Consider the following 14295-nt stretch of genomic DNA (forward strand, 5'->3'; position numbering starts at 1 on the left):
CGGTTGGAATTGCGCCGCGCGGACGGGGGGATCTGCCGAGCAGGGCCCGTCAGCCGGCCGTCGCCAGCCGCCGCCGGAGCGTGGGCAAGAGCGCCGCCAGCACGATCGCCGCGAGCGCCGCCAGCGCCGCCGCCGCCGCCCACAGCACGGGTGCGCCGGCCGACGCCAGCACGAGCCCGCCGAGCAGGGGGCCGACCGCCTTCGACAGCCCCCACGCGGCGTGGTAGACGCCCTGGTACGAGCCGCGCAGCGCGACCGGCGCCAGCCCGGCCACCAGCGTCGGCACGACGGGCAGGAACGCCATCTCACCCAGCGTCCACACGACGCTGGCGGCGGCGTAGAGGGCGAACGTGTCGGCGGGGACCGTGAGCGCGAGCCCGAGCGCGATGAGGGCGACCGAGGCGGGCAGCCACGCCGTGGTCCTGCGGGCGCCCACAAACGCGGCGACGGGCAGTCCGATGAGCACGATCAGCCCCCCGTTGACGGTGATGACGAGCCCGTAGTCGAGCTCCGTCAGCCCGTCGGCGGCCATCGTGAGCGGGAGGGTGGCGAAGAGCTGCATGAACCCGATGCCGACGCACAGCATCGCGAAGGCGAGCGCCGCGAGGGTGCCGTCACGGCGGAGGGGGCCGAGGTCGATGCGGCGACCGGCGACCGGCCTCGCCGCCTCCGGCCGCGTCTCGGGCACGGCGACGGCCACGATGACGGCGTAGCCCAGGAGCGTCGCGCCCTCCAGCCAGAACAGCCACAGGTACGACATCGACGCCAGCAGCCCCCCGAGGGCGGGGCCGACGGCCGAGCCGAGGTTGATGGCCCAGTACACGAGCGCGTACCCCCGTGCGCGCTCCGCCTCGGGCAGCAGGTCGGCGACGGCGGCCGAGACGGCGGGCCGGTACATCTCGGCGACGAGGCCGAACGCGAACGCCAGCGCGGCGACGGCCGAGAACGTCGTCGCGAAGGGGATGGCGGCGACGGGGAACGCTGCGCCGCCGAGACTCAGCAGGAGCACGGGCCGCCGGCCGACCCGGTCGGAGAGCCAGCCGCCGACGAAGCCGCCCGTGAACGCGCCCGCGCCGTAGAGCGACACGGCGGCCGTCGCGGCGGCGATCCCGAACCCGCGCTGGCTCGTCAGGAAGAGCGCCAGGAACGGCAGGACGACCAGGCCCGTCCGGTTCACGAACGTGCCGACAACGAGGGCCCAGAATGGGCGGGGGTAGCGGGCGAGCGCCGAGCGGAGGGGGGCCACGAAACGGGACGCCCCGGCCGAGAGCATCGGTCGGGGCGCAGAAGCAGGAGCGGGCGGGCGCTAGCCGCCGAGCTTGTCGGCCGCCTTGCCGATCAGGTCGGTGGCTTTCTCGGCCGCCTTCTCGGCAAGGTCGCCAGCCATCTCGGCCGCCTTCCCGGCCGCCTTCGAGGCCTGCTCCTTGAGCGCGTCGGGCGCGAGGTCGGCCGCCTTGGCGGCGAGGTCGCCCGCAGCGTCGCCGGCCTTGCCGGCGGCGTCCTTGGCGAGCTCGCCCGCGTTGTCCTTGAGGCTGTTGAAATCCATCGGTCTGGGAGGAAGGGGACGCCCAAGCTAGCCGCCTGCTCCCCGGTCTGCACGCGGCGGCTGGGGCGGGAGGCGGGCGAGAGAAAAGGGGAATGGACGAGAGGAGGATCGGAGGCGTCCTGCTGTGCCTGTGGCTTCCTGTGCGGCGCCTCGTGCTGTCCACTTCGCTTTTGGCCCCTTCTCTCAACGAAAAGCGCCCCGCCGGCCGGAGCCAGCGGGGCGCAGAGGTCGGAGCGACGAGCGACTAGTGGCGCTTGTCGATGGCGTCCTCGGCCTTGTCGGCCGTGTCGGCGTAGGCGTCGCCGGCCGTCTTGCGGGCCTTGCCGGCCATCTCTTCGGCGGCGCCACGCGCCTCCATCGAGTGGTCGTCGATGGCGTCGCCGACGTTCTTCTTGATCTTGCCCTTGACTTCGTCGAAGGCGCCGGCGGCCTGCTCCTTGCGGCCCCGCGCTTCTTCCTTGTGGAGCTTGCGCTGGGCGTCGTTGGTGAGGTCGTCCATGAGAGAGGGGGGATGGTGAAGGGAAGCCCTCCGACACACTCCACACACGTGGGGTCCCGCCGCCGGTCGAATTCATTGACGGCATCCCACAGACAGTTAGGGTGTGGCGTTACAGCCCCCCAGTCCCAGCTATCGCTTTCGGTAGTCGTCGCGCGAGCCCGTGTAGTCGCGGACCAGGCGGCCGACGATGCGCTCGGCGGCGAGGTCTGCGAGCCGACCCAGGCCCGTCGCCATCTCGTCGGCGGAGAGGTCGGAGAGCGCGCGCCCGGTGATGACGTTGCCGACGGCGACGGGCAGCCCGAACAGGGCCCGGTCGACGACCTCGCGCTCGGCGAGTTCGGCCGTCCACAGCGAGGCGCCGGTGCGGGCGTCGAGCAGGTGCGCTTCGCCCGCGAGCACGAAGAAGACGGCGCCCTCGAAAGAGTCGGCGACGAGCGCGTAGTCGGCGATCCGGAGATCGAGCACGAAGTCGGCGGTCTCGGGGCGCGCGGCCGTCCCGAAACCGAGGGCTCGGGCGGATCCCGCCAGCGCCTGCCGGGCCACGCGGTCGGCCACGTCGACCGTGGCGACGACGCTGTCGAGGCGGGCCTGCGCGCGGCGCGCGGCGCGGCGCTTGGCCGACGAGGTCCCGATGCGGACGGCGGTGCCGACGGGGTCGTAGGGGTCGATCCCCGATTCGAGCGGGCTCCCAGCCTGGACGCGCGGCGCGGGCGGGATGGCGGCCGTGACGGCCACGCGGCGGCCGTCGAGCGAGACCTCGCCCAGGCGGTGCGAGGCGCCGCACCCCGAGGCGAGCCCGGCGACGGCGAGCAGGAAGGCGGAGACGAGGAGGTGGCGGGGCACGGGGTCTGCGAGGGGTGAGCGCGCTAGCTTAGCCGCCGCTCCCCCGGTTCCGGTAACCCCACGTCATGCCGTACGTCGTCTCCCAGCCCTGCATCAACTGCAAGCACACAGACTGCGTCGAGGTCTGCCCCGTCGACTGCTTCTACGAGGGCCCGAACTTCCTCGTGATCCACCCCGACGAGTGCATCGACTGCAACGCGTGTGTGCCGGCGTGCCCCGTCGAGGCCATCTACGCCGACGACGAACTGCCCGAGGACCAGGCGCACTACGCCGAGTGGAACACCTACCTCGCGACCCAGTGGCAGGCGCTCGGCTACAACATCACCGAGAAGAAGGAGGAGCTGCCGGGCTGCGGCGACTCGAACGACGCGACCGAAGAGGACATCCTGACCTGGGAGGGCGCCGAGTAGCGAGCGGGCTGGCGGCGGGCGCCCTCCAGCGTGTCGTCCTGAGCCCTGCTTGGGATTTGGAGGGCACCCCCTACAGCGTCATCCCGAGCGGATGCGAGAGATCTCAGCACGACCCTGACGCCCGTCCTTCCGCTCGTCGCAAGCTGTAGGGTCATGCTGAGATCCCTCGCGGGCTCGGGATGACGTGATCGGGGCGGTTCAGCCATTCCCCAACGCCCCTCTCAAGAGGGCAGGGTCGAGACGTTGCGTGCCAGACTCGTGCGGCCAGCAGCACCGGTTTCTCAGAGCGCCGCGACGAGGGAGACGACGAGGATCACCGAGACGAGCATCGAGCGGAGCGTGGCGCGGGAGGGGAGGGCCATGTCGTTGGTCGGACGGGACTTAGGGAAGATGCGGCACCCGCCCCGGCGAGGGAAGGGCATTTCCCTGATCCTCGCCTGAGGGATCGCTGGGGACGCCCCGGTGGGATACCTGCGCTGCGAGGCGGCGTACACCCCGCCCCACCGCTCCCGCCATGACGCCCGCAGTCTCACCCGCCGACACCTCCCGCCCCGAGATCGACGCCGCGCTCGCGGACCTGTCGGCGCACGCCACCGAGTGGGCGCGCCTGCCGATCGCGCGGAAGGTGGCGCTGCTGGAGGGCCTGAGGCCGCGCATCCTGGACGCCGCGACGCGCTGGGTGACGGCGGCCTCGCGCGCCAAGGGGCTCGCGGTCGGGTCGCCGCTGCGCGGCGAGGAGTGGTCGTCGGGCCCGTGGGCGCTCGCCAGCTACGTCGCCCCGCTGGCGACGACGCTGCGCCGGATCGAGGCGGGGACGGTCGGCGAGGCGCTGGCCGGGCGCGTCCGCCAGCGCGACGACGGGCAGACGGTCGTCCGCGTGGTGCCGGGCGACCTAGCCGACCGCGTGGTGCTGGCCGGCCTGGAGGTCGACGTCTGGATGGAGCCCGGCGTCGAGCCGGCGACCGTCGCCGACACGGTCGGGGTGTTCTACGAGGACGATTTCCCCGAGGGCGGCGTCGCGCTCGTACTGGGGGCCGGCAACATCGCGTCGATCCCGCCGCTCGACGTGCTCTACAAGCTGTACGCCGAGGGCCAGGTCGTCGTCCTCAAGCTGAACCCGGTCAACGACTACCTCGGGCCGATTCTCGAGAACGTGTTCGCCGAGTTCGTCGCCGCCGGCTACCTCCGGTTCGCGTACGGCGGCGCGGACGTGGGGCAGTACCTCACCCAGCACGAGGCGGTCGACGAGATTCATATGACGGGCAGCGCGGCGACGCACGACGCGATCGTCTACGGGACCGGGCCCGAGGGCGCCGAGCGCAAGCGCCGCGACGAGCCGGTGATCGACACGCCGGTGTCGAGCGAGCTGGGCGGCGTCAGCCCGTGCATCGTCGTCCCGGGCGACTGGTCCGGGCCGGACCTCCGGTTCCAGGCCGAGCACGTGGTCTCGCAGCGGACGCACAACGCGGGCTTCAACTGCATCGGGACCCAGGTGCTCGTGCTCCCAGCAGCGTGGCCACAGCGCGCGGCGTTCCTCGATGAGATCCGCGCCGTGCTGGCGGAGATCGCGGAGCGGCCCGACTACTACCCCGGCGCCGACGAGCGGCTGGACGACTTTCAAGAGGCGTACCCGCAAGCCGAAAAAATCGGTGGGCGGCTGCTGGCGGAGGTGCCGGCGGAGCCCGGCGGCTACGCGTTCGAGACCGAGGTCTTCGGCTCGGCGCTGGCGGTGGCCACGCTGCCTGGCGGCGAGGACGCGGGTGAGTGGCTGGAGCGCGCGGTCGCGTGGGCGAACACGACGCTGGCCGGCACACTGGGCGCGACGGTCCTCATCCACCCCCGCACGAAGCGGGCGCTCGGAGACGCCCTCGAGGACGCTCTCGCCGAGCTCCGCTACGGGACGGTCGGCGTCAACCAGTGGGCGGGCGCGGGCTTCCTGACCGCGCAGGCGGCGTGGGGCGCGTTCCCCGGGCACGTCCGCAACGACATCCAGAGCGGGACGGGCGTGGTCCACAACAGCTGGCTGTTCGACCGGCCGCAGAAGACGGTCGTGTGGGGGTACTTCGCGCCGTTCCCGCGGTCGCTCCTGCTGGGCGAAATGCACACGGCCCCGGCGCCGCTGTACTTCGTGACGAACGAGACGGCCGACACGACGGCGCGTCGGGCGACCGAGTTCGCGGCGGCCCCGAGCGTGGGGAAGCTGGCGGGCGTCGTCGTGTCGGCGTTCCGGGGATAGCGCCGGTCGTCGAGCGGCTCCCTGAGGTGTGTGTGCGGGAATTCCGGAGGGGGTGGACGGGCTCTTTTTAGTGCCATCGGGGTAGCATCGGTGCCCACTCGCCCGCCGTCTCGGATGTCCCCGTTGTCCCTGTTCGTGCCGCCCCACCCGGCCCTGCGGGCGTCGGTCGTCGTGCCCGCTCGGGACGAAGCGGATCGGCTCCCCGGACTCGTCGCAGCGCTCGGTGCGCTCGGCCGGCCCGACGGCTGGGGCGAGGGGTCGGTCGAGGCGCTCGTGCTGCTCAACAACTGCCGCGACGGGTCGGTCGAGGTCGCGCACACGCTCGCGGCGGACCGGCCGTGGCTCCGCGTGGGCGTCGTCGAGCTGGCGCCGGCTGAGGCGCACGTCGGGCGGGCCCGCCAACTCGTCGCCGACGCGGCGGGCGCTCGGCTGCTGGCGCTCGGCCGGCCGGACGGGCTGATCCTGTCGACCGACGCGGATTCCCGGCCCGAGCCGTCGTGGCTGCGCGAGACGACGGCCGAGGTGGCGCGTGGGGCGGGTGCCGTGTGCGGACGGATCGGGCTCGACGCGGGCGAGCGCGCCGCCTTGGCCCCGGGCGTCCGCCGGAGCTACCTCCTGGACCTTGGCTACCGCCGGGCCGTCGAGCGGCTCCGGCACCTGTACGCGCCCGACGCGCACGACCCGTACCCCCGCCACCACCAGCACTACGGCGCCAGCTTCGCCGTCCGCGCCGACGCGTATGCCCGGGCCGGCGGGCTCCCGCCGGTCCGCACGTCCGAGGACGTGGCGCTGTACCGGGCGCTCGTCGCGGCCGACGTGCCGGTCCGCCACAGCGACCGCGTCCGGGTCCGGACCTCGGCGCGGAGCGTGGGCCGGGCTGAGGGCGGGCTCGCCGACGCGTTCGCGTTCTGGGCACGAGAGGCGGCGGCGGGGCGCGAGCCGACGGTCGAGCCGGCCGCTGATGCCGAGGCCCGGCTCGCGGCGCTCGGTCTGTGGCGTGCCGAGCGCGACGACCCTGCCCCCGACGCCTTGACGACGACCCCCGACGGCGGCCAGCCGATCACAGCCGCCATCGCCGACCTGCGCGCCCGGGCCGAGCGCCTGACCGGCCTCTCGCTCGCCGAGCGCCTCGACCACGCCCGCCGCCTCGCCCCCGCCGTCCCTCTCGCCGCCTAGCCATGATCGACACTCTCCCCGCGCCGCGCGATCTGGTCGACGTTCAGACCCCGGCCGACTGGGTGGCGACCGCCCGCGCCGTCGCCGACCGCGCCGCCGAGCGCGCGGCCGAGGACGACCGCCCGGGCGCGTTTCCCCAAGCCACCTTCGATGATCTCCGCGCGTCGGGCCTGCTGGCGGCGCCGGTCCCCGTGGCCGAGGGCGGAGCCGGGCTCGGCACCGACCCCGACTGCGACCACGCGCTGTACCTCGTGCTCCGCGAGATCGGGCGGGGGAGCTTGCCGGTCGGGCGCGTCTACGAGGGGCACGTCAACGCGCTGGCGCTCGTGGACGCGTACGGGACGGCCGACCAGCGCGCGCGGTACGCCGCCGACGCTCGGCACGGCCACCTCTTCGGCGTGTGGAACACCGAGATCCCGCGCGACGGCGTCCGGCTGACCCCGCTCCCCGGCGGGCGCGCGCGGATGGAAGGGGCGAAAACGTTCGCGTCCGGGCTGGGCTTCGTGACGCGCGTGTTCGCGAACGGCGCCTTCCCCGACGGCGGGTGGCAGATGGCGCTCGTCCCGCTCGACCGCGCGGACGTGACGGAGGACGCCGGGTGGTGGACGGCCGAGGGGATGCGCGCGAGCCGGAGCGGCCGGTGCGACTTCACGGGCGTCGAGCTCGATGCGCACGCGCTCGTCGGCGAGCCGGGCGACTACTTGCGCGAGCCCCACTTTACGGGGGGCTCGGTGCGGTTCGCCGCCGTCCAACTCGGCGGCGCCGTGGCTCTCGTCGACGCTGCAGTCGCCCATCTTCAGACGCTCGGGCGGACGGACAACGAGACGCAGCGGCTGCGCATCGGCGAGGCGTCCGTCGCGCTCGAAACGGGCGCGCTGTGGCTGCTCGGCGCCGCGCGGCTGGCGCAGACCGGTTCCGTCGCGGACGTCGTGACCTACGCGCAGGCGGTGCGGAGCGCGATCGAGACCGTCTGCCTCAATGTGATGCGACTCGTGGACCGGGCGGTCGGCGCGCGGGGGCTGCTGCCGCCGTCGCCGGTCGAACGCATCGGCCGCGACCTGCGGCTCTACCTCCGCCAGCCAGCGCCCGACGCGGCGCTCGCGGCCGTCGGGCAGGCGGCGTTCGAGACGCCCGGCCGGGCGCAGGGGTCGGACCTGTGACGGTCCTCGAAGAGCCGGAGCGGTGGCCGTTGCGCGAGCCGGAGGCGGCGCTGGACCTCGGCCGGACGGTCGTGGTCGCGCCGCACCCTGATGACGAGTCGCTGGGGTGCGGCGGGCTGCTGGCGATCCTGGGCGACGCCGGGCTCGATCCCCGCGTGGTCGTCGTGACGGATGGCTCGCGGTCGCACGCCTCGGCGGCGTACCCGCCGGACCGGCTGGCGGCGCTGCGCGAGGGCGAGGCACTTGCCGCCGTCTCGGCGCTCGGGCTGGGTGCAGATGCCGTGTCCTTCTTGCGTCACCCCGACTGCGGCGTGCCCGGCCTCAACGACGAGGCGGCCGTCGCCGGGCTCGCGGACGCGTTGCGCGAGGCGGAGACGGTCGTCGTGCCGTGGCGCCGGGATCCGCACTGCGATCACGAGGACGCCTGGGCGCTGGCGCGGGCGGCGGTCGCCTGCCTCGACGCGCCGCCGCGCTGGCTCGAGTACGCCGTCTGGGCCTGGGAGCACGCCGCGACGGACCGCGCGCCCCGGCCCGACGAAGTGCGCCCGTGGCGGCTCGACATCGCCGACGTGCTCGGCCGCAAGCGGGCCGCCGTCGCCGCCCACGTGTCCCAGACGACGCGGCTCATCGACGACGACCCGGACGGGTTCGTGCTCGAAGGCCGGGTGCTCGCGCACTTCGACCGCGACTGGGAGCTGTACCTCGACCCCGCCGATGCCTGACGTCCCGCCCACCGCCGCCCACCGCACGCCGTCGGGCACGATCGCCGCCGGCTACTTCCAGGCGTTGTACGACGCCGACCCGGACCCGTGGGCGTTCGCGACGAGCGACTACGAGGCGGCCAAGTACGCGGCGACACTCGCGGCGCTGCCGCGCGATCGCTACGCCCGGGCGCTCGAAGTCGGCTGCGCGATCGGGGTGCTGACGCGGGCGCTCGCGGACCGGTGCGACGCGCTGGTCGCCATCGACGTGGCGGACGCGGCGCTGGCGCAGGCGCGCGAGCGGACGGCCGCGCTGGCCCACGTCACGGTCGCCAAGCGGGCTGTCCCTGACGAGACGCCGGACGGGCCGCTCGACGTGGCGGTCGTCTCCGAGGTCGGGTACTACTTGTCGGCGCAGGACCTCTCGAGGTTCGAGCGCCAGCTTGCCAGCGCCGTCGTGCCGGGCGGCCACGTCGTGCTCGTCCATTGGACCGGCGAGACGGACTACCCCCTCGACGCCGACGCCGTCCACGCCGCGTTCACCGCGCCGGACTGGGCGCTCCTGTCGGACGCCCGCGCCGAGGGGTACCGGCTGACGGTCGTCGCGCGGTGCTAGCGGGCGGGCTCGCGCAAGCGGAGGCGTGGCGTGGCGTCGGCGTCGCGGTGGCCCATGAACACGCCGTCGAGGGCGTCGACGTAGGCGGCGTACGGGGTCCGGGTGTGGGCCTGGATCGTGACGAGTGGGGCGCCAGCCTTCGCGGCCTCGGCGATCCGGGCGCGCAGGGCGTCGGGGGCGATGCGCTCGCCATCGAGCTGGACCGCGCCGTCGGCGGCGACCAAGACGGTGTGCGCGGACGGGAGGTACGGCCCGTGTTGCGTCAGCTTGGGCGGGAGGTCGATGGGGATGCCGCGGTCGCCGACGATGGCGGTGGCGACGAGGAAGAAGAGGAGCAGCAGGAAGGCGATGTCCGCCATCGAGGCGGTCGGGATGGCGGGCGCGGCGCGGCGGGCGAGCATGGCGAGCGGGGGCGGGTGCTCCTCTGAGACACACTGCCGCCTGGATCGTCGCTCGGTGACCGGGGCCGGACCGTCTCGACGCTGGCGCCGTGCGTCACGCCACGTCGTGTCGGGTGGTGCCGTCCATCTCGAGCGCGAAGTCGGGGCCGAAGGCGGTCGCGGGGGTCTGGAACCCGGGCTCGGTGCGGCCCTCCAAGACCGCGAGCGCCGAGCGCAGGGCGGCGTCCGCGGTGAAGGCGTAGCCCTCGGGGCCCGCCCACGTCGCCACGGCTCGCCCGCCCGCGTCGTCGGTGGCCTCGCCCCAGACGTACGACGCGCCCTGCTGACGCTCGGCCTCGGATGGGCCCGTGACGCGGCGCGCGACAAAGCCTTTGAGCAACGCCTGCACCGGCGCCGACTGGAGGACGGGCCCGATGTAATTGCTCGCCTTCATCACCCGCGCCGTCGACGGAGGGAAGGCGGCGTACGTGGTGATGGTGGGGATGCCGGTCGAGTGGAAGGCCGTGCTCACGTCGCCCCACGGGATCGCGACGCAGCGCCGCGTCTTGCCGTCCGCGAAGGTCGCCTCGACGACATCGTGTGCGGCAGGGACGCGGACGATCCGGCCGTCGCGCCGCATGGCGCCGCCCTCGCCCAGGTTCTCGACCGCCGTCTGCGCCGTCCCGTGCGACGCCGACGAGGTCGCGCGGATCGCCAGCTTGAGCCTGGTCGCCGACGGCAGACGTTCCTTGAGGTGCGCCGCCAGGCAGTCGGTCGGGACCACGTCGAAGCCGGTCCCGGGGAGCACGGTGATGCCGGCCGCTCGCGCCTGGGCGTCGCGTGCCGCGAGCGCCTCGAAGACGGCGATCTCGCCGGTCACGTCGAGGTAGTGCGTGCCTGTCCGCACGCAGGCCTCGACCATCGGGGCGGCCGTCCGGGAGAACGGGCCGGCGGCGTGGAGCACCAGCGGGTGATTCGCCAGCGCGCGGTCGAGCGCGGCGGGGTCGTCGAGCGACACGGTCACGGAGTCGAGGCCGGTGTCTTGGGCGACGGCCGCGAGCGTCTCGGGATTGCGGCCTGCGAGCGTGGGACGGAGGCCGCGCGAGACGGCGAGGTCGGCGATCAAGCGGCCCGTGTAGCCGGTGGCGCCGTAGAGCAAGAAGGGCATGGGCGATGAACGCGCCGGGACCGACGGGGTGCCATGCGGGTGTCGCACGGTTCGTCGTAGCGTGCCCCTGTCACTCACCCCTGAGCCGATGGCCGAGAACAAGACCCAGCCCACCGACGCTTCCGTCGACGCCTTCCTCGACGCCGTCGAGCCGGAGCGCCGCCGCGACGACGCCCGCCGGATCGCCGAAATCATGGCGGAGGTGACCGGCGAGGCGCCTGAGATGTGGGGCGAGCAGATCGTCGGCTACGGCCGCTACCACTACACCTACGCGTCGGGCCGCGAGGGCGACTGGATGCGGGTCGGCTTCGCGCCCCAGAAGCGTCACACGTCGCTCTACCTCATGGGCTGCAACCAGGCCGAGCGCGACGCTTTCCTGGCGCGGCTCGGGCCCCACCGCTCCGGCGTCGGCTGCGTCTACGTCACCCGCCTCGACGCGGTCGACGAGGGCGTGCTCCGCGAGATGATCGCGGCGTCGTACGCGGGGACTGCGAGCTAGCCGCGTGGCGCCTCAGGCGAGCACATTCTCGAGGCCCGAGTCGCGGACGAACAGCGCGCTCGCGCGCGTGGCGTCGACGAGGTCGTGGAGCGACTCGAAGGCCGGGTCCGGCATCAGCCCGAACAGGTTGACGTCGGCCTGGGGGGCTCCGGCGATGGCGTCGCGGAAGTGGCCGGCCACGACGATGGGCGTGGCGTTGGGGAGCCGCGCGAGGTCGATCAGGCGCGTCAGGAAGTGCTCGGCGTCGGGGAGCTCTGTGGGGTCCTCGACGACGGTGAAGAGGCGGATCCGTCCGCCCCAGTTCTGCTCCAGCTTGTAGGCCGTCAGCAGCGACAGGTCGAGGTTGCCGATGTCCATCGAGATGCCCCAGTCGGGGGTCCGGTCGCGGACCCAGACGTGGATGGCGTGGCGCTGGCCGAGCCCGGCGGTCGGGTGCGGGGCCCAGACGAGCGTGCCGAGCTGCTGGCGGCGGGCCTCGTCGATAGCGCGGCCGAAGGCCGCCTCGCGCTGGCTGTCGGCGGCGCCACGCGGGGGGAGCGGCAGGAACAGCACGTTGGGGCGGAAGAACGACCCGCGGAGGGCCTGCACGGCCGTCGTGACGCCGGTCTCGAACCGGTCGGCGTCGACCACGGCGTACGACGAGAAGACGCCCTTGCGGCGGAAGGCCTCGGCCAGCGTCGGGAGCCGGTCGAGGCGGCCGCCGGGTCGCTCGGCGTCGGTAGCGGGCAGCGTCCCGTTCAGCCCGACGAGCTTGACTGAGCCGCGCGGGGCGGCCACGTCGACGACGACCTCGAACGTCCCCCGGAGCACAGCCACGTCTTCGACGGGTACGAGCAGGTTCGGCTTCCAGGCGCGCTCCTGGCGGGTCGGCATCTCGCCGACGCGCTTGGCCGCCCACTCGGCGAGCGCCACGAAGAGCCCGCTCCGGACATCGCCGTAGGGGGCCTGGAGCCGTCGGCTCGAGAGGTACCCGTAGAAGGCCACGACGACGACGACGGCGGCCAGCCCGAACGCCGGGCTCACCACGAACATCGCCAGGAGGCATCCCGCCAGCCCCGCCAGCGGCACGGACTGCGGGATCCGCAGCGTCGGCCGGAAGCTGACGAGCCCGAGCTGCCCCTCAACGAACACCACGAAGTTGATCATCCCGTAGGTGATCAGGAAGAACATGGTGATGACGGGGGCGATGGCGTTGAGGTCGCGCAGCAGCAGCGCCCCGGCGCCGATGGCGGCGGTGACCAGGAGCGCGTGGCGCGGCTCGCCGCCCGGGGTCCGCTCCGCGAGCCAGGCGCTCTTGGGGAGCACGCCGTGGTCGCCGAGGGCCTGCAGGATGCGCGGCGCCCCGACGACCGACGCCAGCGCCGACGAGAACGTCGCGCCCAGCAGCCCCGCCAGCACCGCCGGCCCCCACGCCGCCCGGTTGATGAGGATGGTGTAGTCGGAGACGAGCTCGGCCGGCGTCGCGGAGCGGGCCAGCCAGTACGCCAGCAGCAGGTAGATCACGAAGCTCACGGCGATGGCCGAGAGCGTCCCGATGGGGATGCTCCGCTTGGGGTCGCGGAGGTCGCCGCTCATGTTGGCCCCGGCCATGATGCCGGTCGCGGCGGGGAAGAAGACGGCGAAGACCGCCCAGAAGGAGGTCCCCGAGAACCCGTTCTCCGGGGAGCCGGGGTACGGCCCCACCAGCCCGATGTCGGCGAGGTCGTACACCATCGACCCGTTGGCGGCGGCGACGGCCACCGACACCAGCGAGCCGGCGATGACGGCCATGATGAGGTACTGGACCCGGAAGGCGAACGACGCGCTCACCCAGGCCACCCCCACCACGGCGGCGAACACGCCGAGGTCGACCAGGATGGCGGGGTGCCCGGGGAAGATCCAGCCCCACCCCTCGCGGAAGCCGAACACGTAGAGCGCGACGGCCAGCGCCTGCGACAGGAACAGCGGGATCCCCACGCTCCCGCCGACCTCGAGCCCCAGCGACTGCGAGATGATCGAGTACGCGCCCCCGGCCCCGATCCGGATGTTGGTCGTGATCGACGACATCGAGAGGCCCGTCGCGATGGTGATCCCGAACGAGAGGCCGATCACGCCCAGCCCCCCCAGCACGCCCGCGTTGCCGACCACCCACCCCATCCGGAGGTACATGATCACGCCCAGGATGGTCAGGAGCGTCGGCGTGAAGACGCCCGCGAACGTCCCGAACTTTCGCGGGCCCGGGAGGAGGCCCGTGGTCTCGGGAGGGACGGCGCTGAGGTCGGCGGTCGGGTGCTGGCGCATCGGGGCGGCGGGCAACGCGCCAAGGTAGACGGCCGGCGCGACCGCTCGGCACGGGGGGCGCCCTCCCGCGTAGAGCCCTCCCCCTCAGGCCGCCCGTCGCTTGGCGCTCCCCGCCGGGACGGTCGCCGCGCCGTCGGGCCCCTTGGCCGCCCAGGGCCGAGCGGGCCGGCGGGCGCTCAGGCCTGGCCGGTCGTCTGCTGACCCAGGACGTTGAGCGGGATCAGCTCGAGGCGGATGCCGTGGTCGCCGGGGTAGCTGTCGGTGTGGGCGACCTCATTCGTCCAGATCGGGTCGGGGATCCCCGACGGGAAGGCGTCGCAAAGGTGCTGGTCGTCAGCCTGCCGGTCGAGGTGGGTGCAGGCGGTGCACTGGGGTTGCGGGGCGATCATGGCGGTGGGCATCGGTGTCCGGTGTCAACGAGGCAGCCGCGCTGCGGGTCCGCCGGGGCCAACATTAGACGGAGTCTAAGATCTGGTGTTTAAACAGCATGGTGGCGCGCTAGCAGCCCGGCCCGACGGCCACCCCGCCCACCGTCACCAGCCGATCGGCCCGGACCTCGGCGCCGGTCCCGAGGCGGACCCAGTCGGCCCCGCCACGCGCGAACACGTCGGCGATGGTCGTCTCGGCCGTGTGCTCCGCGTCCCCGTCGCGCCAGACGACCGCGACCGTCGTGCGGCGGACGGCCCAGCTTTCGAGCCGGTCGTGGACGGAGCAGGCGATGGGCGTGTAGTCGGGCATCGGGTCGGGGGGCTGGTGAGGGACGCCGCGAGCGGGCGATCCG

At 73.7% G+C, this 14295-nt stretch carries 17 protein-coding genes; 7 read left to right on the top strand and 10 right to left on the bottom strand.

Annotated elements, in window-relative coordinates; translation table 11 throughout:
• Nucleotides 1–49: 49 nt before the first annotated feature.
• The 4 genes from ACLII4_RS04245 to ACLII4_RS04260 all read right to left on the bottom strand — a co-directional run bounded on the left by ACLII4_RS04245 (nt 50) and on the right by ACLII4_RS04260 (nt 2888).
• Nucleotides 50–1246: an MDR family MFS transporter gene (locus tag ACLII4_RS04245; RefSeq protein WP_412069650.1), complete on the bottom strand. Its 1197-nt coding sequence runs from the start codon at nt 1244–1246 to the stop codon at nt 50–52.
• Between the two features lie 60 nt (nt 1247–1306).
• Nucleotides 1307–1546 (bottom strand): hypothetical protein, encoded by a 240-nt coding sequence (locus ACLII4_RS04250; RefSeq protein ID WP_412069651.1) that lies wholly within the window; start codon nt 1544–1546, stop codon nt 1307–1309.
• A gap of 244 nt (nt 1547–1790) precedes the next feature.
• Nucleotides 1791–2045, bottom strand: coding sequence for a CsbD family protein (locus ACLII4_RS04255; RefSeq protein WP_412069652.1), 255 nt, complete (start codon nt 2043–2045; stop codon nt 1791–1793).
• 129 nt (nt 2046–2174) lie between these two features.
• The gene (locus ACLII4_RS04260; protein WP_412069653.1) at nt 2175–2888 is read right to left on the bottom strand and encodes a hypothetical protein; all 714 of its coding nucleotides are present in this window, start codon (nt 2886–2888) and stop codon (nt 2175–2177) included.
• 65 nt (nt 2889–2953) lie between these two features.
• Here ACLII4_RS04260 and ACLII4_RS04265 point away from each other — a divergent pair, with 65 nt between their 5' ends.
• Nucleotides 2954–3298, top strand: a complete 345-nt coding sequence (locus ACLII4_RS04265; protein ID WP_095514603.1) for a ferredoxin family protein — start codon at nt 2954–2956, stop codon at nt 3296–3298.
• 281 nt (nt 3299–3579) lie between these two features.
• Here ACLII4_RS04265 and ACLII4_RS04270 read toward each other — a convergent pair whose 3' ends face one another.
• Nucleotides 3580–3720, bottom strand: coding sequence for a hypothetical protein (locus ACLII4_RS04270; RefSeq protein ID WP_412069654.1), 141 nt, complete (start codon nt 3718–3720; stop codon nt 3580–3582).
• A 92-nt stretch (nt 3721–3812) separates the two neighbouring features.
• On the opposite strand from ACLII4_RS04270, the gene ACLII4_RS04275 reads away from it, so the two are divergent.
• The 5 genes from ACLII4_RS04275 (at nt 3813) to ACLII4_RS04295 (ending at nt 9187) form a co-directional block, all read left to right on the top strand.
• Nucleotides 3813–5534 carry an aldehyde dehydrogenase family protein gene (locus ACLII4_RS04275; protein ID WP_412069655.1) on the top strand — a complete coding sequence of 574 codons (1722 nt, stop codon included), beginning with the start codon at nt 3813–3815 and terminating at the stop codon, nt 5532–5534.
• Between the two features lie 114 nt (nt 5535–5648).
• Nucleotides 5649–6710, top strand: coding sequence for a glycosyltransferase (locus ACLII4_RS04280; protein ID WP_412069656.1), 1062 nt, complete (start codon nt 5649–5651; stop codon nt 6708–6710).
• Nucleotides 6711–6712: 2 nt separating this feature from the next.
• On the top strand, nt 6713–7870 hold the full coding sequence (locus tag ACLII4_RS04285; RefSeq protein ID WP_412069657.1) for an acyl-CoA dehydrogenase family protein: 1158 nt from the start codon (nt 6713–6715) through the stop codon (nt 7868–7870).
• Entirely contained in the window at nt 7867–8592 is a 726-nt protein-coding gene (locus ACLII4_RS04290) for a PIG-L deacetylase family protein (protein ID WP_412069658.1), read from the top strand. The genes ACLII4_RS04285 and ACLII4_RS04290 overlap by 4 nt, the downstream gene beginning before the upstream one ends.
• The gene (locus ACLII4_RS04295) at nt 8585–9187 is read left to right on the top strand and encodes a class I SAM-dependent DNA methyltransferase (protein ID WP_412069659.1); all 603 of its coding nucleotides are present in this window, start codon (nt 8585–8587) and stop codon (nt 9185–9187) included. The genes ACLII4_RS04290 and ACLII4_RS04295 overlap by 8 nt, the downstream gene beginning before the upstream one ends.
• Here ACLII4_RS04295 and ACLII4_RS04300 read toward each other — a convergent pair.
• Nucleotides 9184–9588 carry an ExbD/TolR family protein gene (locus ACLII4_RS04300; protein ID WP_412069660.1) on the bottom strand — a complete coding sequence of 135 codons (405 nt, stop codon included), beginning with the start codon at nt 9586–9588 and terminating at the stop codon, nt 9184–9186. The two genes, ACLII4_RS04295 and ACLII4_RS04300, sit on opposite strands and share 4 nt — an antisense overlap.
• Nucleotides 9589–9682: 94 nt before the next feature.
• Nucleotides 9683–10735, bottom strand: coding sequence for a saccharopine dehydrogenase family protein (locus tag ACLII4_RS04305; RefSeq protein ID WP_412069661.1), 1053 nt, complete (start codon nt 10733–10735; stop codon nt 9683–9685).
• A gap of 88 nt (nt 10736–10823) precedes the next feature.
• On the opposite strand from ACLII4_RS04305, the gene ACLII4_RS04310 reads away from it, so the two are divergent.
• The gene (locus ACLII4_RS04310; protein ID WP_412069662.1) at nt 10824–11234 is read left to right on the top strand and encodes a DUF1801 domain-containing protein; all 411 of its coding nucleotides are present in this window, start codon (nt 10824–10826) and stop codon (nt 11232–11234) included.
• Nucleotides 11235–11246: 12 nt separating this feature from the next.
• Here the strand turns inward: ACLII4_RS04310 and ACLII4_RS04315 are convergent, their stop codons facing one another.
• The 3 genes from ACLII4_RS04315 to ACLII4_RS04325 all read right to left on the bottom strand — a co-directional run bounded on the left by ACLII4_RS04315 (nt 11247) and on the right by ACLII4_RS04325 (nt 14252).
• Nucleotides 11247–13514, bottom strand: a complete 2268-nt coding sequence (locus ACLII4_RS04315; protein ID WP_412069663.1) for an amino acid permease — start codon at nt 13512–13514, stop codon at nt 11247–11249.
• Between the two features lie 176 nt (nt 13515–13690).
• Nucleotides 13691–13915: a hypothetical protein gene (locus ACLII4_RS04320; RefSeq protein WP_412069664.1), complete on the bottom strand. Its 225-nt coding sequence runs from the start codon at nt 13913–13915 to the stop codon at nt 13691–13693.
• A gap of 97 nt (nt 13916–14012) precedes the next feature.
• Nucleotides 14013–14252 (bottom strand): hypothetical protein, encoded by a 240-nt coding sequence (locus tag ACLII4_RS04325; protein ID WP_412069665.1) that lies wholly within the window; start codon nt 14250–14252, stop codon nt 14013–14015.
• Nucleotides 14253–14295 lie beyond the last annotated feature (43 nt).

Origin of the sequence: Rubrivirga aquatilis (genome assembly GCF_046845665.1) — a bacterium.
GTDB lineage: Bacteria > Bacteroidota > Rhodothermia > Rhodothermales > Rubricoccaceae > Rubrivirga.

Coding starts and splice junctions, on each gene's coding strand:
- ACLII4_RS04315 (WP_412069663.1), bottom strand. CDS start 13,514: ATGCGCCAGCACCCGACCGCCGACCTCAGCGCCGTCCCTCCCGAGACC.
- ACLII4_RS04300 (WP_412069660.1), bottom strand. CDS start 9,588: ATGCTCGCCCGCCGCGCCGCGCCCGCCATCCCGACCGCCTCGATGGCG.
- ACLII4_RS04310 (WP_412069662.1), top strand. CDS start 10,824: ATGGCCGAGAACAAGACCCAGCCCACCGACGCTTCCGTCGACGCCTTC.
- ACLII4_RS04285 (WP_412069657.1), top strand. CDS start 6,713: ATGATCGACACTCTCCCCGCGCCGCGCGATCTGGTCGACGTTCAGACC.
- ACLII4_RS04320 (WP_412069664.1), bottom strand. CDS start 13,915: ATGCCCACCGCCATGATCGCCCCGCAACCCCAGTGCACCGCCTGCACC.
- ACLII4_RS04275 (WP_412069655.1), top strand. CDS start 3,813: ATGACGCCCGCAGTCTCACCCGCCGACACCTCCCGCCCCGAGATCGAC.
- ACLII4_RS04280 (WP_412069656.1), top strand. CDS start 5,649: ATGTCCCCGTTGTCCCTGTTCGTGCCGCCCCACCCGGCCCTGCGGGCG.
- ACLII4_RS04295 (WP_412069659.1), top strand. CDS start 8,585: ATGCCTGACGTCCCGCCCACCGCCGCCCACCGCACGCCGTCGGGCACG.
- ACLII4_RS04265 (WP_095514603.1), top strand. CDS start 2,954: ATGCCGTACGTCGTCTCCCAGCCCTGCATCAACTGCAAGCACACAGAC.
- ACLII4_RS04250 (WP_412069651.1), bottom strand. CDS start 1,546: ATGGATTTCAACAGCCTCAAGGACAACGCGGGCGAGCTCGCCAAGGAC.
- ACLII4_RS04255 (WP_412069652.1), bottom strand. CDS start 2,045: ATGGACGACCTCACCAACGACGCCCAGCGCAAGCTCCACAAGGAAGAA.
- ACLII4_RS04305 (WP_412069661.1), bottom strand. CDS start 10,735: ATGCCCTTCTTGCTCTACGGCGCCACCGGCTACACGGGCCGCTTGATC.
- ACLII4_RS04270 (WP_412069654.1), bottom strand. CDS start 3,720: ATGCCCTTCCCTCGCCGGGGCGGGTGCCGCATCTTCCCTAAGTCCCGT.
- ACLII4_RS04325 (WP_412069665.1), bottom strand. CDS start 14,252: ATGCCCGACTACACGCCCATCGCCTGCTCCGTCCACGACCGGCTCGAA.